Source organism: Pseudomonas haemolytica (assembly GCF_009659625.1).
Taxonomy (GTDB): domain Bacteria; phylum Pseudomonadota; class Gammaproteobacteria; order Pseudomonadales; family Pseudomonadaceae; genus Aquipseudomonas; species Aquipseudomonas haemolytica.
Genome location: NZ_VOIW01000003.1, coordinates 166923 through 188790, shown reverse-complemented (window position 1 = coordinate 188790; position 21868 = coordinate 166923). Strand labels below are relative to the sequence as shown.

The window sequence follows — 21868 nt, the reverse complement described above, 5'->3', positions numbered from 1 at the left end:
AGGTTCTGTGTGCACGCGCGAAAAATGCACTTTAATGCAGATTAAAAACGAAATTTGAAGAATTTACGCATTAAATTGCAAATCAAGCTCCCCGTCATCTCCTCGACACGTTCCACGCCAGGCTTTCCTGGCCGGCGGCACGGCCTTCAACGTGGAGGGCAGCGCCCTGGATCGCGACAGCCTGCTGCCGGAAGCGGGCCTGGAGGTGGGCCAGTCAGCCCGGCATCGCCTGGGCCTGGGCTACACCGGTGAACTGGGCAGCAACAGCCGCAATCATGCACTGACCGGCCAATGGCAGATGAGTTTTTTAATCGCGCCGTACTAGAGACAACTCCCGCAAACCAGGAGTCGATAACCTGACAGTTATCGCCACGCCAGCTCGCTAAATTCCCGGCCTCATACATCAGAGGTTGGGAATTCATGTCTTTTGCACGCCAAAGAATCGCAGTTGCCATCAGCCTTGCGGTTGTCGCCAGTTTTCAACCTGCGCAAGCGCGAGGCGATATCGAATACAAGCCCAGTTTGAATCAATTCTATGACGCGGCCATCCCCACAGACGGGGGCCCGCTCCTCCCACCGCCCTACCCGGCACACATCACCCAACAGGCCACCTCGCACAACGGCCTGCAGGTTGCCAAAGTCCTGGAGCCGGCATTGATGGACCTTGTGAGCTCCGGCTTTTGGGACGCGGAAGAACTCAAAGACCTGCAAAAAGACTTTGAGGAACTGAGCAAACAGCCCGGTGGTATCGGCGCAGTCCTTGAACAATTGGCCGGTAGCCAAAACGCCAACCTGGCTGGCGCGACACAGAACACCACGCAGCACCTGAGCAACCAATTGCTCTCCACCTTGCGCACGCTGCCTGCTAATGACGACGGCCACTTCTGGGTACAGGGCCTGGGCAACGGCGGCAACCTTAACTCACAGCGCGGTAGCGCCGGGCTGAAACATGGTACCCAAGGCTTGCTCTTGGGCGCTGACTGGGCACTCGACCACGCCTGGCGCATCGGTGTCATGGGTGCAAAAACCTCCAGCCGCTTCGACGCCCCACGTTTTGCCGCCGACCTCGACAGCTGGCACCTGGGTGGCTACGCGGTGCGCCAGGACGGCCCATTCGCCTTGCGCCTCGGGGCGGTCTACAGCAACCATGCCGGGCAAAACAAACGCAATGTCGCCGCCCTGAATTACAAGGAGCAGCTCAAAGGCAACTACAACGCCAACAGCCAAACCCTGTTCTCCGAGCTGGGCTATCAACTGGGCAGCGCCGATTTCAGTGTCGAGCCTTTCGCCGGCATCGGCTACCAACGTTATCAACGCGAAGGCTTCAAAGAGCGTGGTGGCCTGACTGCGTTGAACGTTGGCTCACAGACCCAGCAAAACCTGAACAGTACCCTCGGCCTGCGCCTGGCAACGGTGTATCGGTTTGATAACAATTTGAGCCTCACGCCCCACCTCAGCACGAGCTGGAAACACCGCTATGGCGACGTTGACAGCCAGGTGCGCCAAACCTCGCGCCATGCGCCGGACCTGATTGACGGCTTCACCATCACGGGCACTGCCCTGGATCGCAATAGCCTCGACCTGCAAGCGGGCCTGGACCTCGCCTTATCGGCAGACCACAGCATCGGCCTGACCTATACCAGCCAAGCCGGTACCGATAGCAGCAACCAAGGCCTGATGGGGCAGTGGAAAATGATCTTCTAAGCCTGCCAATCGCTCAACGGCAGGCAAAAAAAAGGAGGGCACCTGCCCCCCCGAGGATTAAACGTTAGTCTCGAAGGCTGTGATCAGCCTTCGATTTCAATCAGGATTTCGCCAGGGTTGACCCGGTCGCCCTTGGCCACATGAACAGCGGTCACCTTGCCGGCAATCGCTGCCTGTACCTCGGTTTCCATCTTCATGGCTTCGGTAATCAGCACGGCCTGGCCAGCCTTGACCACGTCGCCTTCCTTGACCAGCACGTCGACGATGTTGCCCGGCATCGCGGTGCTGACATGGCCCGGCTCAGTGGCGTGCTTGCGCTTGCTGCCGCCGCTGCTGACAAACTCGTTGAGCGGCTCGAACACCACTTCTTCCGGCATGCCGTCGATGGACAGGTAGAAGTGACGCTTGCCTTCGGCCTTCACGCCGACACCGGTGATGTCCACGCGGTAGCTTTCGCCGTGCACGTCGATGACGAATTCGGTCGGCACACCTTCGCCACCCGCACGGGCCACGCCACCGGCTTCAGGGATCGGCAGCAGCACTTCCGGCGCCAGGGTGCCGGCGTCGCGCTCTTCGAGGAATTTGCGCCCGATGTCCGGGAACATGGCGTAGGTCAGCACGTCTTCTTCGGACTTCGCCAACGCGCCGATTTCGCCGCGCAGCTTGGTCATTTCCGGCTTGAGCAAATCAGCCGGGCGCACGTCGATCACTTCTTCGCTGCCAATGGCCTGGCGACGCAGTTTCTCGTTCACCGTGCCCGGCGCCTTGCCGTAGCCGCCTTGCAGGTAGAGCTTCACTTCGTTGGTGATGGTTTTGTAGCGCTCGCCGGCCAGCACGTTGAAGAACGCCTGGGTGCCGACGATCTGCGAGGTCGGCGTGACCAGCGGCGGGAAGCCGAGGTCTTCACGTACACGTGGGATCTCGGCCAGCACTTCGCCCATGCGGTTAAGGGCGCCCTGCTCTTTCAACTGGTTGGCCAGGTTGGAAATCATCCCGCCGGGTACTTGGTTGACTTGCACGCGGGTGTCCACGGCGGTGAATTCGCTTTCGAACTGGTGGTACTTCTTGCGCACGGCGTAGAAGTACAGGCCGATTTCCTGCAGCAGCTCCAGGCTCAGGCCGGTGTCGAACTCGCTGCCTTTAAGGGCGGCGACCATCGACTCGGTACCCGGGTGGCTGGTACCCCAGGCGAAGCTGGAGATAGCGGTGTCGATATGGTCGGCACCGTTTTCGATGGCCTTGAGTTGGCACATCGCGGCTAAACCCGCGGTGTCGTGGGAGTGGATAAAGATCGGCAGGTTCTGCTCGGCTTTCAGCGCCTTGACCAGTTCGCCTGTGGCGTACGGCGTCAGCAGGCCGGCCATGTCCTTGATCGCGATCGAGTCGCAGCCCATGGACTCCAACTGCTTGGCCTGAGCCACAAAGGCCTCGACGGTGTGCACCGGGCTGGTGGTGTAGGCGATGGTGCCCTGGGCATGTTTGCCGGCAGCTTTGACCGCTTCGATGGCCACGCGCAGGTTACGCACGTCGTTCATGGCGTCGAAGATGCGGAACACGTCGATACCATTCACCGCAGCCTTGGCGACAAAAGCTTTAACCACGTCATCGCTGTAGTGGCGGTAGCCCAACAGGTTCTGACCACGCAGCAGCATTTGCAGGCGGGTGTTGGGCAACGCGGCGCGCAGTTTGCGCAGGCGCTCCCACGGGTCTTCCTTGAGGAAGCGTACGCAGGCGTCGAAGGTCGCGCCGCCCCAGACTTCCAGCGACCAGTAGCCGACTTTGTCGAGTTTGTCGCAGATCGGCAGCATGTCGTCGGTACGCATGCGGGTGGCCAGCAACGATTGGTGGGCGTCGCGCAGGATGGTGTCGGTTACGAAGATCTTTTTAGTCATTGGAATGTTCCTCACAGGCCTGCGTGGGCGGCGATGGCGGCGGCGATGGCCAGGGCCAGCTCTTCGGGTTTGCGCTTGATCGAGTAGTTGGTCAGCTCAGGGTGGCTTTCCACAAAGCTTGTATTGAACTGGCCGCTACGGAATTCCGGGTTGCGCAGGATTTCCTGGTAGTAGGCGGCGGTGGTCTTCACGCCTTGCAGGCGCATGTCATCCAGGGCACGCAGGCCGCGGTCCATGGCTTCTTCCCAGGTCAACGCCCATACCACCAGTTTCAGGCACATGGAGTCGTAGAACGGCGGGATGGTGTAGCCGGTGTAGATCGCCGTGTCGGTGCGCACGCCGGGGCCGCCGGGTGCGTAGTAACGGGTGATCTTGCCGAAACTGGGCAGGAAGTTGTTCTTCGGGTCTTCGGCGTTGATACGGAACTGCAACGCGAAACCACGGTGCTGAATGTCTTCCTGCTTGACCGACAGCGGCAGGCCCGAAGCGATGCGGATCTGCTCACGGACGATATCGATGCCAGTGATTTCTTCGGTGATGGTGTGTTCCACCTGCACCCGGGTGTTCATCTCCATGAAGTACACCTCGCCCTCGGCGAGCAGGAACTCCACGGTGCCGGCGTTCTCGTAACCCACGGCCTTGGCCGCACGCACCGACAGGTCGCCGATGTAGGCACGCTGTTCGGGGGTCAGCTGGGGGCTAGGAGCAATCTCGATAAGCTTCTGGTTGCGGCGCTGGATCGAGCAATCGCGCTCGAACAGGTGCACCACGTTGCCAAAGCTGTCACCGAGGATCTGCGCCTCGATGTGCTTGGGATTGACGATGCATTTTTCCAGGAACACTTCCGCCGAACCGAAGGCCTTGGTGGCTTCGGAGATGACACGGGGGAAGGCTTGTTCGAGTTCTTCGCGACTGTTGCAACGACGGATGCCGCGACCGCCACCACCGGAGGTGGCCTTGAGCATCACCGGGTAACCAATGCGGTCGCCTTCGGTGAGGGCTTCATGGATGTCGGCAACGTTGCCCTCGGTGCCCGGCGTCACCGGCACACCGGCCTTGATCATGCTGCGGCGCGCTTCGGTCTTGTCGCCCATGCGGCGAATCACTTCAGCGGATGGGCCAATGAACTTGATCCCACGTTCGGCGCAGATGTCTGCCAGTTCGGCGTTTTCCGACAGGAAGCCATAGCCGGGATGCAACGCATCACAACCGGTTTCCACTGCCAGGTTCACCAGCTTGCGCGGGTTGAGGTAGCCGGCCAGCGGCTCAGCACCAATGCTGTGGGCTTCGTCAGCACGTTTGACGTGCAACGCGTGGCGGTCGGCGTCCGAGTAAACCGCGACCGAGCGAATGCCCATCTCGGCGCAGGCACGCACGATTCGTACGGCAATTTCACCACGGTTGGCGATCAGGATCTTTTTTATCACTTGGAAATTCCCTTGAGCCGATTGCTGCGTCTTCGACCCGCTGAAGCCGGGTCGGCGCGTGACCAAATGTTTCATGACAGTCGCGAGACACACACTATGCGCACCGGAGAATTAACAAAAATCAATAATTATTGGGTTGTGTATAAGCAAAGACTTATAGTTGGCCGCATAGCCTGGGATGAGAGGATGTAGAACATGCGTAAGTCATTGATGAGACTGACTTTACGTCAATTGCAGATCTTCCATGAGGTCTGCGATTTGCGCTCCTACAGCCGTGCAGCCGAAGAAATGTCTCTCACACAACCAGCGGTCAGCCTGCAAATCCGCCAGTTGGAAGAACTGATCGGCCAGCCGCTGTTCGATTATGTCGGCAAAAAGCTCTACATGACCGAGGCCGCCGAGGCCCTGCAACGGGCCAGCCGCGATATTTTCGGGCGCTTGGAAAACCTCGACATGCAGCTCTCGGACATGCAGGGCTCGCTGCAGGGCCAACTGAAACTGGCGGTGGAATCCAGCGCCAAGTACTTCGTGCCGCACCTGTTTGCCGCCTTCAAGCGCCAGCACCCGGAGGTGCAATTGCATTTGACCGTGGTCAACCGCGCCCAAGTCATTCGCCGGCTTTCGGACAACCGCGATGACCTGGTGATCATGTCCATGGTGCCCCAGGACATGGGCCTGGAATTCCTGCCGTTTCTTAATAATCCGATTGTCGCCGTGGCTCCCCTCGACCACCCTTTGAGCCTGCAAGGGCCGCTGCGCCTGCAAGACCTGGAGCCTTACACGCTGCTGCTGCGCGAACCGGGGTCCGGGACGCGGCTGGCCTGCGAGGAATACTTCAAGGAAAAACGCGTGCACTTCACCCAGACAGTAGAAGTGGCCTCGGCCGAGGCGCAGCGTGAATGTGTGAGCGCAGGGTTGGGCGTGGCTTTGCTGACGCGCCACGCGGTCAACCTGGAACTGGCCACCGGCGGGCTCAAGGAGCTGCCGGTGGAAGAACTGCCGCTGTACCGCAGTTGGTGCCTGGTGCAGGCCAAGGCTAAACGCCTGTCACCAGTGGCCCATGCATTCCTGGGCTTTATCCGCAGCGAACGTGTGCAAATCAGCGCGTTGGCTGAGCGCTTCGCTGGGCAGCCACGGGTGCCTGCCAATGGAGCTCCGGGTAGTCACTGATGCTCTGGAGCAGTTGGCGCTCCTGGCAACGGTCTTCGATGGCGCGACGGAACGCCATGCGGCGCTGGTCTTCCTGCTGACGACGGGTCTTGACGGTGCTGTTGCTGTCTTCGGAGTGCCGGGTCATTTGGAGTCTCCCAATGCGAGTACGGGGAGTACAGGATGGGCGCGGGGGATGACCGGGCGATGACAGCCTGATGAAGATTCTGGAAACACAATAGATTCCAATGTGGGAGGGGGCTTGCTCCCGATAGCGGAGTTTCAGTCACAAACTCATTGACTGACCTACTGCTATCGGGAGCAAGTCGAATCGTCGCACCGCCCCTCCCACATTGGGTGCTGTGTACAGTTTTTTAGTCGTCGAGGGCTTTGACGGATTTGGGCGACAACCGCAGGCTGCGCAAACTGCGCTTCACGCTCTTGAGGTGGTTGACCAGGCTCGGCCCACGGGCCATGGCCACACCCATCGCCAGCACATCGATCACCACCAGGTGGGCAATACGCGAGGTCAGCGGCGTATAGATTTCGGTGTCTTCATGCACGTCGATCGCCAGGTTTACTGTGGACAGTTCCGCCAACGGCGTCTGGCTCGGGCACAGGGTGATCAGCGAGGCGCCGCTCTCACGCACCAGGTTGGCGGTGATCAGCAAGTCTTTGGAGCGGCCGGACTGGGATATACAAATCGCCACGTCAGTGGGTTTCAAGGTCACCGCCGACATCGCCTGCATGTGCGGGTCGCTGTAGGCCGCGGCCGTCAGCAGCAGGCGGAAGAATTTGTGTTGGGCATCGGCAGCCACCGCACCTGAGGCACCAAAGCCATAGAACTCGACGCGCTGGGCCTGGGACATGGCCGTCACAGCCTTTTGCAGCTCCACCGGGTCGAGCTTCTCGCGCACTTCCATCAAGGTGTGCAAGGTGGTGTCGAAGATTTTCAGGCTGTAGTCGGCGACAGAGTCGTCTTCATGGATCGCAAACTGACCAAAGCTGGCACCGGCCGCCAGGCTTTGCGCCAGCTTGAGTTTCAAATCCTGGAACCCGGAGCAGCCAATGGCGCGACAGAAGCGCACGATGGTGGGCTCGCTGATGCCCACGCTGTGGGCCAGGTCGGCCATGGAACTGTGCATCACAGCCGCAGGGTCAAGCAGCACATGATCGGCAACCTTGAGTTCCGATTTGCGTAACAGGTGGCGCGACTGGGCGATATGTTGCAACAGGTTCAAAGGGCAGGACTCTTGTTATTGGCAGGCGCCAGGGATGTAGCAAGCTTGTAGTTATACTACAGGAATTGTCGTTTTGCCCGTTCGATGCATCACTAAATCGCCCTGCTCCCCTCTGGTTTCAGCGGGCAGGCGCTATGTAGCCATAAAGGCGGCCTACGCTGCGTTAAGAAAAATCTGCATTTTTCCGTAACAAATCTGCCAGCCCTTTGGCCGGCATCGGCTGGCTGATCAGATAACCCTGCACTTCGTCGCATTGCTCACCGCGCAGGAAATCCAGCTGCTGCTGATCTTCCACGCCTTCAGCCACGACCTTGAGCGCCAACCCATGGGCCATGGCGATGATTGCACGGGTGATAGCCGCGTCCTCACGCCCCTGGCCCAGGCCACGGATAAAGGTCTGGTCGATCTTCACGTAGTCCACCGGAATGCGCTTGAGGTAGCTGAGGGACGAATAACCGGTGCCAAAATCGTCGATGGCCAGTTTCACCCCTAAATCGCGCAACTGTTGAAAGGTGGCGATGATGTGCTCAACGCTGTCGAGCAATTGGCTTTCAGTCAGTTCCAGCTCAAGGTATTGCGGATCCAGGCCGGTTTCTTCCAGCACCTGGCGTACCAGGCTGACCAGCTTGCCCTGGCGCAACTGATGCACCGACAGGTTGACCGATACCCGAATCGGCGCCAGCCCCTGGCGCTGCCACTCGCAGGCCTGCCAGCAGGCCTGGCGCAACACGAACTCGCCCAACGGCACGATCAAGCCGGTTTCTTCGGCCAGGCCGATAAAGTCCCCCGGTGGCACCATGCCCCAGTGCGGATGCTCCCAGCGGATCAACGCCTCGGCGGCATTCAGCTTGCCGGTAGCCAGGCATAGTTTGGGCTGGTAGAACACGCTGAGATGGCGTTCCTCGATGGCTTTGCGCAGGTGGTTTTCCAGTTGCAAACGTTCGAGGGTGCTGGCTTGCAGGCTGTCGGTGTAGAACTGGAAGTTATTTCCGCCCAAATGTTTGGCATGCTGCATGGCCATATTCGATTGGCTGACCAACGCGGAAATTTCCCGCGCATTGTCCGGCAGCAGGCTGACGCCCATGGAAGCGCTGACCACCAACTCATGCCCTTCCACCGTCACCGGCACGCGCAGTTTTGCCAGCAGCCGCGTCGCCACGCGCGCCAGGCTCGACAAGTTGCCATAGGCATCAAAGAGCACGGCAAACTCATCGCCGGACAGGCGCGCGATGGTGTCGGCTTCGGGCAGCGCATTGATCAAACGCCGGGCCATTTTCTGCAATAGTTGGTCGGCCACTTCATGACCCAAGCTGTCATTGAGCAACTTGAAACGATCCAGGTTGATATGCAGCAGTGCCAGGCTGCGGCCACCCTGGCGAACGCGCTGGTGCGCCTCGCGTAGCCGTTCGCGAAACAACGAGCGGTTGGCCAGGCCGGTCAGCTCGTCGTAGTGGGTGAGGTAGCGCATACGCTCCTCGGATTCGCGCCGCGCCGACAGATCGGCGAAAAAGCCCACGATATGGCTGACGTTTCCCCGAACATCGCGCACTACGTTCAATTGCAGCCACTGCGGGTAGAGCTCGCCGTTCTTGCGCGTTTCCACCAACTCGCCCTGCCAGGTGCCGTGGCTGAGCAGCGCCTGGCGGATCACCGGGAAGTGGCGTCGCGCATCGCGGCTGCTGGGCAGTTCCACCACATTGCGACCGAGCATGTCGTCGATGTCAAAACCGGTGACACGGCTGAATGCCTGGTTCACCGCGATCAGCACGTACTCGGGATCAAGGATCACGATGCCTTCGCTGGCCGCCTCGAACACCGTCGAGGCGAGCCGTAGCTGTTCTTCCAGGGCTTTACTGGCGCTGATATCGCGGCGCGTGCCGAGCATGCGGGTCACACGGCCATTGGGCGCACGCTCTACCGCACGCCCGCGGTCCTGGATCCACACCCAATGCCCATCGCCATGGCGCACGCGGTACTCCACTTGGTAGTCCTCGCTGCGGCCTTTGAGATGCTCCACCAGCGCGCGCTTGAGCAACGGCAGGTCGTCGGGGTGCAGGCGCGGCTTGAGGTGGCTGAGCATCGCCGTGACGTACTCGGGCTCCAGGCCGAACAGCTCCTTGAGTTGGGTGTGGTGGACTTCGTCGGTTTGCAGGTTCCAATCCCACAAGCCCAGCTCGCTGGCTTGCAGGGCCATGGCGAGCCGCGCTTCGCTTTTATTCAGAGCGAGGCTGGCGGCATCCAGTTCGTGGCTGCGTAGCGCCACGCGGTCTTGCAGGTCGACCTGGGATTCGCGCAGGTCCTGCTCTACCTGGCGGCGCTGCTCCACTTCGCGTACCAACTCCAGGTTCAACTGCTCACTGCGCTGCTGCGCCTGCTGCAAATGCTCGATCAGCGCCTGATTCTGGAAGCGGCGCGACAGCCCGCGCTGGATCAGGCGGTTGACTTGCCATGCCACCAGGCTCAGTGACGCCAGCAGGATCAGGCCGAGCACGCCCCAGCCCTGCTGCTGAGGTGTGCCATTCCAGAACAGGTAGACGATGGCCGGCAACAGGCACGGCAAGGCAAAGGACAAGAAGGCCCAAAGGTTAACGGCGTAGGCCACGCTGGCCGACAATGAAGCGGCGCCAATCAGGCCAAACACCCAGGCCTGATGCATAAAGCTGTCAGCGGGCACCAGGACGATGGCCGCAAAGGAAAGGGTCAGGCCACTGGCCGCCGAGCCGAGCATAAACATTCGCCGCCACACCGGTTGGGCCTGACGGCTGGGCATCGCCGAATCAAAGGCCGCCACCTGAATCACGCGCATCGCCACCAAGGCCAGCAGCCAGAGCAACCAGATGCTGTCGAGCAGGTATTGCTGCGGGTTCCACAGTAACCAGGCGCAGACCAGGCCGTTGACCAGCATCAGCAGCGTCGGCAGCAACGAGCCCTGGTACAGCAGGCGCGTGCGCTCGACCGCCATTTCGGTTGCATAGTGTTTACGGATGACCTGCGCCGGCGCCGCCGAGGGGCCAAACAGGTCGGTGCTAAGGGTCATAGGCGGTGTTCTTATAATGGTGAGCCCGAAACGTCGACGGAGCATACACAAGCAGGCGCCTGGGCCAAACTGCTCCAGGTCATAAAAAACTCGCAGAAACTGGCCGCAAACCTTTGGCCCAGACAGCTTGAGCAAGACGCGGCGCGGGCTGCAGTCCATGACCAACCGGTCATCCCTCCCGACAGAATGTTCGCCCGGTCGGTAGCGTGCCGGATGTTTTCCGTCGACCACCTGGCATTGGGATTTGCCCGAGCTCCCTTAGGCCCATAGAATGCGTCGATGCGCGATGATCTCTCTCTTTTGCTGAACTCCCTCAACGATGCCCAACGTCAGGCCGTAGCGGCCCCCGTTGGCCGTCAGTTGGTCCTGGCCGGTGCTGGCTCCGGTAAAACCCGAGTGCTGGTGCACCGTATCGCCTGGTTGATCCAGGTCGAAAACGCGTCCCCGCATTCGATCCTGTCGGTGACCTTTACCAACAAGGCCGCTGCCGAGATGCGCCACCGCATCGAGCAGTTGATGGGCATTAGCCCGGCCGGCATGTGGGTGGGTACCTTCCACGGCCTGGCGCACCGCCTGCTGCGGGCGCATTGGCAGGAAGCGGGGCTGAGCCAGACTTTCCAGATTCTCGACAGCGACGACCAGCAACGCCTGGTCAAGCGCGTGATCCGCGAACTGGGCCTCGATGAACAACGTTGGCCGGCGCGCCAGGCCCAATGGTTTATCAACGGCCAGAAAGATGAGGGCCTGCGCCCGCAACATATCCAGGCCAGCGGCGACCTGTTCCTGGCCACCATGCGCAGCATTTATGAAGCCTACGAGGCAGCCTGCGTGCGCGCCGGCGTCATCGACTTCTCCGAGCTGCTGCTGCGCGCTCTCGACCTGTGGCGTGACAACCCAGGTTTGCTGGCCCATTACCAGAAACGCTTCCGCCACATCCTGGTGGATGAGTTCCAGGACACCAACGCCGTGCAGTACGCCTGGTTGCGCCTGCTGGCCAAGGGCGGCGACAGCCTGATGGTGGTGGGCGATGACGACCAGTCGATCTACGGCTGGCGCGGCGCGAAAATCGAGAACATCTACCAGTATTCCGAAGACTTCCCGGACGCGGTGACCATCCGCCTGGAGCAGAACTACCGCTCCACCGCCGGGATCCTCAAGGCTGCCAACGCCTTGATCGCCAACAACACCGGGCGCCTGGGCAAAGAGCTGTGGACCGACGGCGGCGAAGGCGAGGCGATCAACCTGTACGCGGCGTTCAACGAGCACGATGAAGCACGCTACGTGGTGGAAACCATCGAAAGCGCACTGAAGACCGGCCTGGCCCGCAGCGATATCGCGATCCTGTACCGTTCCAACGCCCAATCGCGGGTGCTGGAAGAAGCCCTGTTGCGCGAGCGTATTCCGTACCGTATCTACGGCGGCCAGCGCTTCTTCGAACGTGCCGAAATCAAGAACGCCATGGCCTACCTGCGCTTGCTGGAAGGCCGCGGCAACGATGCGGCGCTGGAGCGGGTGATCAATATCCCGGCCCGCGGCATCGGTGAGAAAACCGTAGAAGCGATCCGCGATCATGCGCGCCATGCCGATGTGTCGATGTGGGAAGCCATGCGCTTGCTGATCGCCAACAAAGGCCTGACCGGCCGCGCTGCCGGGGCGTTGGGCGTGTTTGTCGAGCTGATCGAGAACCTGGCCGCCAAGTGCGCAGAAATGCCTCTGCACCTGATGACCCAGACCGTGATCGCGCAGTCCGGGCTGATCGCCTATCACGAGGCGGAAAAAGGCGAGAAAGGCCAGGCCCGGGTAGAAAACCTTGAGGAGCTGGTCAGCGCCGCCCGCGCCTTCGAAAACACCGAGGAAGACGAAGAGCTGACGCCGCTCGCCGCCTTCCTTGGCCATGCGTCGCTGGAAGCAGGCGATACCCAGGCCGATGAGCATGAAGACAGCATCCAGCTGATGACCTTGCACAGCGCCAAGGGCCTGGAATTTCCGTATGTGTTCCTGGTGGGCATGGAGGAAGGTCTGTTCCCCCACAAGATGAGCCTGGAAGAACCCGGCCGCCTTGAGGAAGAACGCCGCCTGGCCTATGTGGGCATTACCCGGGCGATGCAGAACCTGGTGATGACCTACGCCGAAACCCGACGCCTGTACGGCAGCGAGACCTACAACAAGGTATCGCGCTTCGTACGTGAAGTGCCGAAGGGGTTGATCCAGGAAGTGCGCCTGTCCAACAGCGTCAGCCGTCCGTTCGGCGGTGGCCAGCAGCAGAACTCCAGCAACATGTTTGCCGGTTCCGAAATTCCGGAAACCCCATTCAGCCTCGGCCAGCAGGTCAAGCATGCGATCTTCGGCGAAGGCGTGATCCTCAACTTCGAAGGCGCCGGCGCCCAGGCCCGGGTGCAGGTGAACTTCGCCGAAGGCAGCAAGTGGCTGATGATGGGTTACGCGAAGCTCGAAGCGGTCTGAAACATTTGCCTACATGAAGGTTTTGGCCTGCCCTTGTTTTTAACAAGCGCGGGCCAATATCTGTCGTACGTCCTACAGACCCTTCGGATTCGGTCTTACGCAAAAGCCCGAAACATTATGCCGCTAGCCACTGTCACGACACCTGTGCAACATGGCGCGCGTGCAATCCACAAATGGGAATTCCCTTTATGAAACGTTTTCTTAGCATCGCCATGGCGCTGTGCATCGGCTTGACGATGAGCATCGACGCCAACGCCAAACGCTTCGGTGGCGGCAAAAGCTCGGGCGCGGCACCGACTCACCAGACCAGCCAGATGGCTCCAGCCGCGGGTGCCGGCGGTGCTGCCGCCACTGCGGGCGCAGCCGGTGCCGCTGGCGCTGCTGCCAAGGCCGGCGGTGCTTCGCGCTGGCTGGGCCCTCTGGCCGGTATTGCCGCCGGTGGCCTGCTCGCTTCCATGTTCATGGGCGGCGGCTTCGAGGGTATGCAGATCTTCGACATCCTGATCCTGGCCGTCATCGCCTTCGTGATCTTCCGCTTTATCGCCGCCCGTCGCCGCAAGCAGCAGGAGCACCTGGCTCCAGCCGGCGCGCCGATGCAGCGTGAAGTGTTCGAGCAGAAGCCAGCCATGGGTTCGATCTTCGGTGGCTCGGCAGCCCCTGCCGCCGCCCGTCCGGTGATCAATGCACCGGCCTGGTTCAACGAAGAACGTTTCGTCGAAGCGGCCCGCAGCCACTTCCAGTCCCTGCAACAGCACTGGGACGCCAACGAAATGGACAAGATCTCCGAGTTCGTGACCCCGCAACTGCTGGAGTTCCTCAAGCGCGAACGTGCCGAAATCGGTGAAGCATTCCAGTCGACCTACATCGACGACCTGCGCGTACAACTGGACGGTGTGGATGATCGCGCCGACAAGACCATCGCCACCCTGACATTCAGCGGCGTGTCGAAGACCTCGCGTTTCGACCAGGGTGAAGTGTTCAGCGAAAGCTGGAACATGGAACGCCCACAGGGTGACAATCAGCCATGGCTGGTCGCCGGTATCCGCCAGAACGGCTGAAACCAGCACGTTTGAGCAAGCGATAACAAAAACCCCGGACTTGTCCGGGGTTTTCTATTTCACGGTTGCACTTATAGCGAGCTACTGTATAAAACGCCCCTATAAACCGCGCCATCTAGCAAGAGGATCCCGGCCGTGGAAGAAATCATCGAACAATTGCGTGAAGCCAACGAACCGGTACCGGTTCCTTTGGAGCTGCCTGACGAAGACCAACTGGTGGAAATCGAAGAACAACTGTTCATCGATATCCCGTTTGTCTTCCGTGAGTTCCTGCTCACCGTCAGCGACGTGGTGTATGGCAGCCTGGAACCGGTGACCGTCACCGACCCACAATCCCACACCTACCTGCCGGACGTTGCCGCCAACGCCTGGGATGCTGGCGTCGACCGCAGCATGATCCCGATCTGCCAGGACGGCGACGACTACTACTGCGTCGAAGAAGACGGCACCGTGGTGCTGTGGTCCGGCGAGGAAGAGCTCGTCACCGAAGAAACCTGGGAATCGGTATGGCACTGGGCGCGGGACGTCTGGCTGGAAAGCTGAGCGCCACACCCAGCCTTTAGTGGTCCGGCGTATCCTTGTGGTTATCTAACGTTTCCAACAGGGCAACCTGCATCCGCGTATGCACACGGATAAACCAGCGCCAGAGCACCGCCGCTACCGCCGCCGTGACCACGGCAATCAACACCAGCAACTTGTTGGTCGGCAGAATGCTGGCCGACAAGGCTGCCAATAGCAGGAAGATCACCAGCAGCGACAAAATGGGGATCAGTTCCGCAATCACCCTTCGCACACGCTGGGTATGCCGCCCGGCCATCTCCGGCTTCACGCTCATCTCCGCCAGCAACATCGACAGCGCCTTGAGCTTGCGATACGCCGCAATCAGGAACGGTAGCGACAACAGCAGTGCCCCACCCCAGATCAATGCCTTCTGCCAGCTTTGGTCACTGACCCAGCCTTCCAGATACCCACCGATGCGCGCGGCGAAAAAGCTGCCGGCAAAGAAGATCGCGATCACCAACGCCAGGTTTACCCCTACCTGCAGGATGATTTTGCGGATCATCGAGGCCAGCATCGCGCCCTCGCCCTGAGGCTGAATGCTGCGCAGCCATTCGCCATACATGCCGAATACACGGCTCATGCGCTTGGGCATTACCGCCGCGATCTTCAATGACAACGGGTCGGCACCGCGAATCAGGTAGGGGGTGAGCAAGGTCGTAATCGCCGAAACCGCTACTGCTACCGGATAGAGGAAATCACTGGTCACCTGCAGGGTCATCCCCAGCGCCGCAATGATGAAAGAAAACTCACCAATCTGTGACAGCCCCATGCCGACCCGCAGCGAAGTGCGCCCATCATTGCCGGCGATAAATGCGCCCAGGCCGCAGGAAAGCATCTTGCCCAGCACCACGGCGACGGTGATCACCGCAATCGGCCAGGCGTATTGCAGCAGGATATTCGGGTCGATCATCAAGCCAATCGCGACAAAGAAGATCGCACTGAACATGTCGCGAACCGGCTCGATCAGGCGCTCGATCTTAATCAATTGCCGGGATTCAGCCATGATCGCGCCAATCAAGAACGCCCCGAGCACCATGCTGTATTCCAGCTTCACCACCAGCAGGCAGAAACCGAAACACAAGCCCAACACGGTGATCAGCAGCATCTCGTTGCTTTCAAACCTGGCCACATAAGCCAGCAGGCGCGGCACCAGCAAAATGCCGATCACCAGCGCGACGATCATGAACAGAGAAAGCTTGCCGACCGTGGAGAACACCTCGCCGGAGCTGACTGTGCCACTGACGGCGATGCTCGACAGCAAGGCAATGATGCCGATACCCAGGATGTCCTCGACGATCAGCACACCGAAAATCAGCTGGGCGAAACGCTGGTCTTTCATCTTCAGGTCATTGAGGGCCTTGACGATGATGGTGGTCGAGGAAATCGCCAGGATCGCGCCGAGAAACAGCGAGTCCATGGTGCTCCAGTCGAACCAGCGGCCGATCTCGTAGCCAATCCAGATCATCAGCACGATCTCAAGGAACGCCGCGATAAACGCCGTGGCCCCCACCTTGAACAGCTTGCGCAGGCTGAACTCCAGGCCCAGGCAGAACATCAGGAAGATTACCCCAAGCTCAGCCAGGGTCTTGATCGTGTCTTCATCGTGGATCAGGCCAAACGGCGGGGTGTGGGGGCCGATAATGAAGCCGGCGACGATATAGCCCAGCACCACCGGCTGCTTGAGGCGGTGAAACAGGATGGTGACCACCCCTGCCACCAGCATGATCACGGCCAAGTCCTGGATGAAGCTGATGGCGTGCATGGCGAGGGGCTCCTTGAGGGTATCGGCGCTTTTCCCACTTCCGGCCGCGCTTTTGTACGGCCTCAAAGAGCGGAAGGAAAAGTCTGCCTTGAACGTAAGAAAAGCCCTGAGATGGGCTTTTGAAGGTTAACACCGCGACTTCTGCTGAAAAGCCGGTGCAATATATGGAAACAGATCGATGCATGCGTGACGGCAAGCCGCCCACTGGCGTCCCGTTAGGGATGGCGCTGCAAAGACTCCAGCACCCGCAGAGGTGCCCGCCCCCCCAAACCAATGCCTACAACCCGTGAGTGTGCTATGGAACCCGGAAACGCCCAGCTGTCGATGACGGTACTGATGACCCCTGACATGGCCAACTTCTCAGGCAATGTCCACGGCGGCACGCTACTCAAGTACCTCGACGAAGTGGCCTACGCCTGCGCCAGCCGTTATGCGGGTCGTTATGTGGTCACGTTGTCGGTGGACCAGGTGATTTTTCGCGAGCCGATCCATGTCGGTGAGCTGGTGACTTTCCTGGCGTCGGTCAACTACACCGGCAATACGTCGATGGAAGTGGGCATCAAGGTGGTGACCGAAAACATCCGTGAGCGCTCGGTGCGCCATACCAACAGCTGCTTCTTCACCATGGTGGCTGTAGACGACCAACGCAAACCCGCCGCCGTGCCGCCCCTGCAGCCGCAGAACAGCGAAGACAAACGCCGCTTTGTGCAGGCCCAGCAACGCCGGCAGATTCGCCAGGAGCTGGAAAAGCGCTACCGGGAAATCAAAGACGAAGCGCCTTAGTTCAAAATCTGCAAACCCAATCCAAATGTGGGAGCAAGTCGAATCGTCGCACCGTCCCTCCCACACTGGTTTTGCATACTTACAGACTGATCGGCGTGGCTTCGAACCGCACACGCGGATGGGCGATGCGATCCTGAGCCCGAACCAACTCCAGTTCATAACTGGCGCAAGCCTGGGTTTCCAGCAGCACTTCATGCACCGCTGCGGCGGTGAACTCAAAGGCTGCCACCAGGCTGTCGCCCAGCAGCACCCGCGCCAGGAACAGGCCTGAAGTCAAATCGCCCACACCCACCGGCTGACGCGGGAATGCCAGCAGTGGCCGACGCAGATGCCAGCTGCCGCCTTCGGTCACCAGCAGCATCTCAAAACCCTCCGGCAGCTTGCCTGGATAATCCAGGTGCTTGACCAGTACCGCCTTCGGCCCACGCGCCAGCAGCGCCCTAGCCATGCCCAGGCAATCGAACAGCGATTGCGGCTTGCGCCCGGCAAAACTGTCCAGCTCCAGTTGGTTGGGGCAGAGGAAATCCGCCATGGCCGCAGCCTCATCCAACAGGAAATCGCTGACCTCCTGCGGCACGATGCAGCCCTTTTCCGGGTGGCCCATCACCGGGTCGCACAGGTACAGCGCCTTGGGGTTGAGCGCCTTGATACGTGCCACACCGCTAAGAATAGCGCGGCCCTGGTCTGCACTGCCAAGGTACCCGGACAGCACCGCATCACAGTTGCCCAGCTCACCAATCGCGGCAATGCCTTCCACCAGCGCCGGAATTTGCTGCGGCGCCAACACTTCGCCCGCCCACTGTCCATACTGTGTGTGGTTGGAGAATTGCACCGTGTTGAGCGGCCAGACATTCACCCCGACCCGCTGCATGGGGAACACGGCGGCGCTGTTTCCGGCGTGGCCAAAGACCACATGAGACTGGATCGCAAGCAGATGAGGTGTGCGTTTCATGCGGGAGGTTTCCGTAAAGCCGTTGAAATTCTGGCCGCGCAGTATGCGACTAAACGCAACCTGTACGACAGACCGGCGACACAGTTAAGCTGCTCTCACTTTGTTGGAGTTCATGGAATGCTGACCCTGGGAAACATCTTCGTATTGATGCTGCTGGCGACCGGCGCCGCCTGGGTTTGGCACAACCACGGCCTGCGTGAACGGGCTCTGGAGCGGGTCAAGCAGCATTGCGCCAAGCTCGATATCGAGCTGCTCGACGGTGCGGTGGCGCTAAAACGCATCGGTTTCGTGAAGGATGCCAATGGCCGGCGGCGCCTGGCACGTATCTACAATTTCGAGTTCACCGTGACCGGGGAAACCCGTCATTCCGGGGTCATCACCCAGTTCGGTGCCCACAGTGCGCAGATCGAACTGGCGCCCTACCCGTTCGAGGCCAAGGAGCCGTTGCCCAGCGCCGAGGTGATCGAATTGAGCCAATGGCGCCAGGACCATGCCACCAAGAAACGTCAGTAACGGCAGGCTGCCAGGTCAGCCTGCAATGCGGCCACGTCCTGTGGTTCGCTGAAGATCAATTCAATCCGCGAATCCCGCCGCCATTCACTGGCTTGCCAGGCCAATAGGCTGTTATCCACAGCGTTGGCCGAGACCCAGCCCTGGAGGCTGTGGATAACCAGTTTGGCACGGCGCCAGTCGAGGCTTGATAGCCAGTGATGCAGGCGGCTGACATCGAATTGCTGGCTCGGATGCCAACGCCAACCAACACTCCAGCCACCCTCCTGGTTCTGGCTCAAAAAGATCGGCAACGCAGGCTCACTCCAAATGGCCGGCATTTGCGCCAGCCCTTGAGGGAGCTCGACGTTATCCACTGCCTCTTGCGCCTGCGCATTCAAGCCTGGCAACCGTTCAAGCGGCAATTGCGCCCGGCGTGTCCAATAGAGCGCGCAATGGGGTAATTGCCCCTCAATCGCCTGACGTTGCGCAGCATCCAGCGCCTCATCCTTGTTCAATACCAGTAGGCCGGCGCTGGCCAACGCCTCTTGCTGTGCCTGCGGCAACGGCTTGCCCGCCGCCAGCGCCTGGGCATCCAGCACCAGCACACAGGGCTGCACTGCCAACACGTTTTGCCAGGGCGCCTCCCGCAGTTGTTTGAGCAACTGCGCCGGATGGCCCAAGCCTGACGGTTCGATAAACAACCGATCCGGCTTGGCCTTACGCAGCAAGCGACCCAGCCCTACCTGGAAAGGTGCACCATTCACACAACACAGGCAGCCTCCCGCCACTTCTCCCAGAGCGATACCGTCATCGTCTTGAGTCAGCAAGGCGGCGTCCAGGCCGATCTGGCCGAACTCGTTGATCAGTACCGCCCAGCGCTCGTTGGCCGGGCGCTGGGCAAGCAGGTGCTGGATCAGGCTGGTCTTGCCGGCGCCCAAGGGCCCGGCAATCACGTGAGTGGGAATGTTCTGCAGCATGAGAGGCATCATTCAGACAGTGTAGAGAGCTTGATCCTACCCGGTTATGCCAGCCAATCCAGCGTCAGGATCAACCGCCGTTCATTGGCCTGGAGCGCTGGCGAGCGGTGGATCAGGCCGTGCCCTTCGTTACCGTGCCATTTCGTACCCTTGAGCAATGCCACTTCGCCGCAATGGATCTGCTCGATACGCTCGGTAGGCTCGGCGTCCTCTTGGCCCAGGTTGCGGCGGTCCATGACGCCTTCGCGCAACCATTGGCTGCCAATACCGGCGTAGGTGGTGATCAACCGAACCGGTACATGATCGACGTGAAAACGCGGGCACATGGCCTTGTCCAGCAGCCGCAGACGCACACCAATACGCTTGGCGCCGAGCAGGCAGGCAAACGCGCTGACCAACCACGACACATCGGCGATAAAACCGGCGTAGCCCTCAAGATCGCGACAACTGGACGCCAACCCCTGCAAGTTCGGTACGGCGTCTTCGCTGTCGAGCTCAATCACCAAGGATTCAGCCAACGGCTCATTGAGTGCAACCTGCAAGGCACCGAATTCGGCGATATGCAGGGGCAGTTGGCGCTGCCAGACCGCCAGGTTGACGCCATCGTTGAGGATATCGGACAGCGCCAGCGGGGTTTCCCCACGGGCCTGGCGGATCATGGGGCGCAGGGGAATAACCGGGGCCAACATCAGGCTACCTGCTCATACCAAGGGCCAAAAGGATCGAGCAGCAAACGCCAACCTTCGACGCCCAGCGCCATTTCTTCATCGTTGAGCAAGCACGCATCCAGCTCGGCACGCATCTGGTTGAAGTCGATGTTTTGCCCGATAAACACCAGTTCCTGGCGGCAGTCACCAGTGCTCAATTGCCAGTTACCCATGATCGCCGCCACGCTTTCTTCGTCCTGAGGCCACTGGCTTTTCGGCACAAAGCGCCACCAGCGCCCGGCAAACCCATGGCGCATCAAGCCGCCGGCCTGGGACCAACTGCCAGCGTCCTGATGTTTGCTGGCCAACCAGAAGAAGCCCTTGGAACGCAGCAGCTTGCCGTTCACCCACGGGCGGTCGATAAAGTCGAAAAACCGCTGTGGGTGGAAGGGCCGGCGCGCACGGTAAGCAGTGGACGCGATGCCGTACTCTTCGGTTTCCGGCACATGTTCACCGCGCAACTCCTGTAACCAGCCCGGGGCCTGGGCGGCACGTTCGAAGTCGAAGCGGCCGGTGTTGAGGATCTTGTGCAGCGGCACTTCGCCCATGACCATCGGGATGATTTCCGCCTGGGCGTTGAGGCGCTCGAGAATAGCCATCAACTCTTCGCGCTCACGGCGACTGATCAGATCGATCTTGCTGATCAGGATGACGTCAGCGAATTCGATCTGCTCGATCAACAGGTCTGTGATGGAGCGCTCGTCCTCTTCACCAAGGGTTTCGCCGCGTGAAGCCAGGCTTTCGGCGGCCTGGTAGTCGAGCAGGAAGTTCATGCCGTCGACCACGGTGACCATGGTATCCAACCGTGCGATGTCGGCCAGGCTTTGCTCGTTTTCATCGCGGAAAGTGAAGGTTTCGGCCACCGGCAAAGGCTCGGAAATACCGGTGGATTCGATCAGCAGATAATCGAACCGACCTTCCTTGGCGAGCTTTGCGACTTCTTCCAGCAAGTCTTCACGCAAGGTGCAGCAGATACAGCCGTTGCTCATCTCTACCAGTTTTTCTTCCGAGCGATTGAGCGTGACGTCGCGCTGCACCTCGCTGCCGTCGATGTTGATTTCGCTCATGTCGTTGACGATCACCGCCACCCGCAGGTTTTCGCGGTTGCGCAGGACGTAGTTGAGCAGCGTGCTTTTACCGGCGCCGAGAAAGCCGGACAACACGGTCACGGGGAGACGATTGGGCATCAGGTATTCCTCATCAGGGTTGGCCGGTCAAACTGCCCGTTTATGGCGTTCGCGCAGCTCTTCACGTTCTTTGGCTTCGATACACAGGGTCGCGGTGGGGCGCAGCAGCAAGCGTTGCAGGCCGATGGGTTCACCGGTTTCACGGCACCAGCCGTATTCACCGCGGGCCAACAGTTCCAGGGCGTCATCGATCTTGTCCAACAGCTTCTTTTCCCGCTCCAGCAGGCGCAGTTGCCATTGGCGTTGCTCTTCGGCACTGCCGATATCCGCCAGGTCGCTGTTGGTTTCCTGCTCGCGCAGTATCAGGAACTCGGCTTCAATGCGTGCTTGGAGTTCGTAGCGCTGAGTCAGCAGCAGCTCACGGAAGAAACCTTGCTGGACGTCATTCATGTAATCGGCGGGCGGCTGGGCCAGGAGGTCTTGTTCAGTCATGGGAAGCGGTTCACGGGTCAGGCTGTTGTTTAATGTTATAGTAT

18 protein-coding genes and 1 pseudogene are annotated in these 21868 nt (G+C 60.3%); 8 read left to right on the top strand and 11 right to left on the bottom strand.

Annotated elements, in window-relative coordinates; translation table 11 throughout:
• Positions 1-115 precede the first annotated feature (115 nt).
• A pseudogene (locus FRT59_RS11255) lies at positions 116-325 on the top strand (hypothetical protein); the annotation flags it as partial.
• Positions 326-420: 95 nt separating this feature from the next.
• Positions 421-1704 carry an autotransporter outer membrane beta-barrel domain-containing protein gene (locus FRT59_RS11250; RefSeq protein ID WP_153871239.1) on the top strand — a complete coding sequence of 428 codons (1284 nt, stop codon included), beginning with the start codon at positions 421-423 and terminating at the stop codon, positions 1702-1704.
• Between the two features lie 83 nt (positions 1705-1787).
• On the opposite strand, the gene oadA is transcribed toward FRT59_RS11250, so the two are convergent.
• Together oadA and FRT59_RS11240 are read right to left on the bottom strand one after the other, a co-directional pair.
• Complete coding sequence (oadA, locus tag FRT59_RS11245; protein WP_034116504.1) at positions 1788-3596, bottom strand: sodium-extruding oxaloacetate decarboxylase subunit alpha; 1809 nt, start codon at positions 3594-3596, stop codon at positions 1788-1790.
• An 11-nt stretch (positions 3597-3607) separates the two neighbouring features.
• Positions 3608-5023, bottom strand: coding sequence for an acetyl-CoA carboxylase biotin carboxylase subunit (locus FRT59_RS11240; RefSeq protein WP_003195732.1), 1416 nt, complete (start codon positions 5021-5023; stop codon positions 3608-3610).
• A gap of 195 nt (positions 5024-5218) precedes the next feature.
• Between FRT59_RS11240 and FRT59_RS11235 the strand changes: the two genes are divergently transcribed.
• Positions 5219-6193, top strand: a complete 975-nt coding sequence (locus FRT59_RS11235) for a LysR family transcriptional regulator (protein WP_153871238.1) — start codon at positions 5219-5221, stop codon at positions 6191-6193.
• Here the strand turns inward: FRT59_RS11235 and FRT59_RS11230 are convergent.
• From FRT59_RS11230 to FRT59_RS11220, 3 genes are all read right to left on the bottom strand, one after another.
• Positions 6123-6320, bottom strand: coding sequence for a PA3496 family putative envelope integrity protein (locus FRT59_RS11230; protein ID WP_153871237.1), 198 nt, complete (start codon positions 6318-6320; stop codon positions 6123-6125). The genes FRT59_RS11235 and FRT59_RS11230 overlap by 71 nt on opposite strands.
• Before the next feature lie 226 nt (positions 6321-6546).
• A complete protein-coding gene (gene hexR, locus FRT59_RS11225) occupies positions 6547-7413 on the bottom strand; it encodes a transcriptional regulator HexR (protein WP_003177007.1) in 867 nt (288 codons plus the stop codon).
• Positions 7414-7576: 163 nt separating this feature from the next.
• Positions 7577-10450 carry a putative bifunctional diguanylate cyclase/phosphodiesterase gene (locus tag FRT59_RS11220; protein WP_153871236.1) on the bottom strand — a complete coding sequence of 958 codons (2874 nt, stop codon included), beginning with the start codon at positions 10448-10450 and terminating at the stop codon, positions 7577-7579.
• A gap of 279 nt (positions 10451-10729) precedes the next feature.
• On the opposite strand from FRT59_RS11220, the gene uvrD reads away from it, so the two are divergent.
• The 3 genes from uvrD to FRT59_RS11205 all read left to right on the top strand — a co-directional run bounded on the left by uvrD (position 10730) and on the right by FRT59_RS11205 (position 14514).
• On the top strand, positions 10730-12913 hold the full coding sequence (gene uvrD, locus FRT59_RS11215; protein WP_153871235.1) for a DNA helicase II: 2184 nt from the start codon (positions 10730-10732) through the stop codon (positions 12911-12913).
• A 188-nt stretch (positions 12914-13101) separates the two neighbouring features.
• Positions 13102-13971 carry a Tim44 domain-containing protein gene (locus FRT59_RS11210; RefSeq protein ID WP_153871234.1) on the top strand — a complete coding sequence of 290 codons (870 nt, stop codon included), beginning with the start codon at positions 13102-13104 and terminating at the stop codon, positions 13969-13971.
• Positions 13972-14106: 135 nt separating this feature from the next.
• Positions 14107-14514: an SMI1/KNR4 family protein gene (locus tag FRT59_RS11205; protein ID WP_017739032.1), complete on the top strand. Its 408-nt coding sequence runs from the start codon at positions 14107-14109 to the stop codon at positions 14512-14514.
• A 16-nt stretch (positions 14515-14530) separates the two neighbouring features.
• Here FRT59_RS11205 and FRT59_RS11200 read toward each other — a convergent pair whose 3' ends face one another.
• The gene (locus tag FRT59_RS11200) at positions 14531-16294 is read right to left on the bottom strand and encodes a cation:proton antiporter (protein ID WP_034116509.1); all 1764 of its coding nucleotides are present in this window, start codon (positions 16292-16294) and stop codon (positions 14531-14533) included.
• A gap of 297 nt (positions 16295-16591) precedes the next feature.
• Here FRT59_RS11200 and FRT59_RS11195 point away from each other — a divergent pair, with 297 nt between their 5' ends.
• Positions 16592-17077: an acyl-CoA thioesterase gene (locus tag FRT59_RS11195; RefSeq protein ID WP_034116510.1), complete on the top strand. Its 486-nt coding sequence runs from the start codon at positions 16592-16594 to the stop codon at positions 17075-17077.
• A gap of 79 nt (positions 17078-17156) precedes the next feature.
• Here FRT59_RS11195 and pdxY read toward each other — a convergent pair whose 3' ends face one another.
• On the bottom strand, positions 17157-18029 hold the full coding sequence (pdxY, locus tag FRT59_RS11190) for a pyridoxal kinase PdxY (protein ID WP_034116511.1): 873 nt from the start codon (positions 18027-18029) through the stop codon (positions 17157-17159).
• Positions 18030-18146: 117 nt separating this feature from the next.
• Here pdxY and FRT59_RS11185 point away from each other — a divergent pair, with 117 nt between their 5' ends.
• A complete protein-coding gene (locus FRT59_RS11185; RefSeq protein ID WP_153871233.1) occupies positions 18147-18542 on the top strand; it encodes a DUF3301 domain-containing protein in 396 nt (131 codons plus the stop codon).
• Here FRT59_RS11185 and FRT59_RS11180 read toward each other — a convergent pair.
• Genes FRT59_RS11180 through dksA form a run of 4 tightly spaced genes read right to left on the bottom strand, consistent with a single transcriptional unit; the run spans position 18536 to position 21824 of the window.
• Positions 18536-19498, bottom strand: a complete 963-nt coding sequence (locus tag FRT59_RS11180; RefSeq protein ID WP_153871232.1) for a CobW family GTP-binding protein — start codon at positions 19496-19498, stop codon at positions 18536-18538. The two genes, FRT59_RS11185 and FRT59_RS11180, sit on opposite strands and share 7 nt — an antisense overlap.
• 44 nt (positions 19499-19542) lie before the next feature.
• On the bottom strand, positions 19543-20187 hold the full coding sequence (locus FRT59_RS11175) for a DUF1826 domain-containing protein (RefSeq protein WP_153871231.1): 645 nt from the start codon (positions 20185-20187) through the stop codon (positions 19543-19545).
• Positions 20187-21392 (bottom strand): zinc metallochaperone GTPase ZigA, encoded by a 1206-nt coding sequence (zigA, locus tag FRT59_RS11170; RefSeq protein ID WP_034116515.1) that lies wholly within the window; start codon positions 21390-21392, stop codon positions 20187-20189. Before zigA ends, FRT59_RS11175 begins: the two co-directional genes overlap by 1 nt.
• Before the next feature lie 27 nt (positions 21393-21419).
• Positions 21420-21824, bottom strand: coding sequence for an RNA polymerase-binding protein DksA (gene dksA, locus FRT59_RS11165; protein ID WP_153871230.1), 405 nt, complete (start codon positions 21822-21824; stop codon positions 21420-21422).
• Positions 21825-21868 lie beyond the last annotated feature (44 nt).

Coding starts and splice junctions, on each gene's coding strand:
- FRT59_RS11200 (WP_034116509.1), bottom strand. CDS start 16,294: ATGCACGCCATCAGCTTCATCCAGGACTTGGCCGTGATCATGCTGGTG.
- FRT59_RS11235 (WP_153871238.1), top strand. CDS start 5,219: ATGCGTAAGTCATTGATGAGACTGACTTTACGTCAATTGCAGATCTTC.
- FRT59_RS11185 (WP_153871233.1), top strand. CDS start 18,147: ATGCTGACCCTGGGAAACATCTTCGTATTGATGCTGCTGGCGACCGGC.
- FRT59_RS11175 (WP_153871231.1), bottom strand. CDS start 20,187: ATGTTGGCCCCGGTTATTCCCCTGCGCCCCATGATCCGCCAGGCCCGT.
- FRT59_RS11180 (WP_153871232.1), bottom strand. CDS start 19,498: ATGCTGCAGAACATTCCCACTCACGTGATTGCCGGGCCCTTGGGCGCC.
- zigA (WP_034116515.1), bottom strand. CDS start 21,392: ATGCCCAATCGTCTCCCCGTGACCGTGTTGTCCGGCTTTCTCGGCGCC.
- FRT59_RS11230 (WP_153871237.1), bottom strand. CDS start 6,320: ATGACCCGGCACTCCGAAGACAGCAACAGCACCGTCAAGACCCGTCGT.
- uvrD (WP_153871235.1), top strand. CDS start 10,730: ATGCGCGATGATCTCTCTCTTTTGCTGAACTCCCTCAACGATGCCCAA.
- FRT59_RS11250 (WP_153871239.1), top strand. CDS start 421: ATGTCTTTTGCACGCCAAAGAATCGCAGTTGCCATCAGCCTTGCGGTT.
- pdxY (WP_034116511.1), bottom strand. CDS start 18,029: ATGAAACGCACACCTCATCTGCTTGCGATCCAGTCTCATGTGGTCTTT.
- dksA (WP_153871230.1), bottom strand. CDS start 21,824: ATGACTGAACAAGACCTCCTGGCCCAGCCGCCCGCCGATTACATGAAT.
- FRT59_RS11210 (WP_153871234.1), top strand. CDS start 13,102: ATGAAACGTTTTCTTAGCATCGCCATGGCGCTGTGCATCGGCTTGACG.
- FRT59_RS11220 (WP_153871236.1), bottom strand. CDS start 10,450: ATGACCCTTAGCACCGACCTGTTTGGCCCCTCGGCGGCGCCGGCGCAG.
- FRT59_RS11195 (WP_034116510.1), top strand. CDS start 16,592: ATGGAACCCGGAAACGCCCAGCTGTCGATGACGGTACTGATGACCCCT.
- oadA (WP_034116504.1), bottom strand. CDS start 3,596: ATGACTAAAAAGATCTTCGTAACCGACACCATCCTGCGCGACGCCCAC.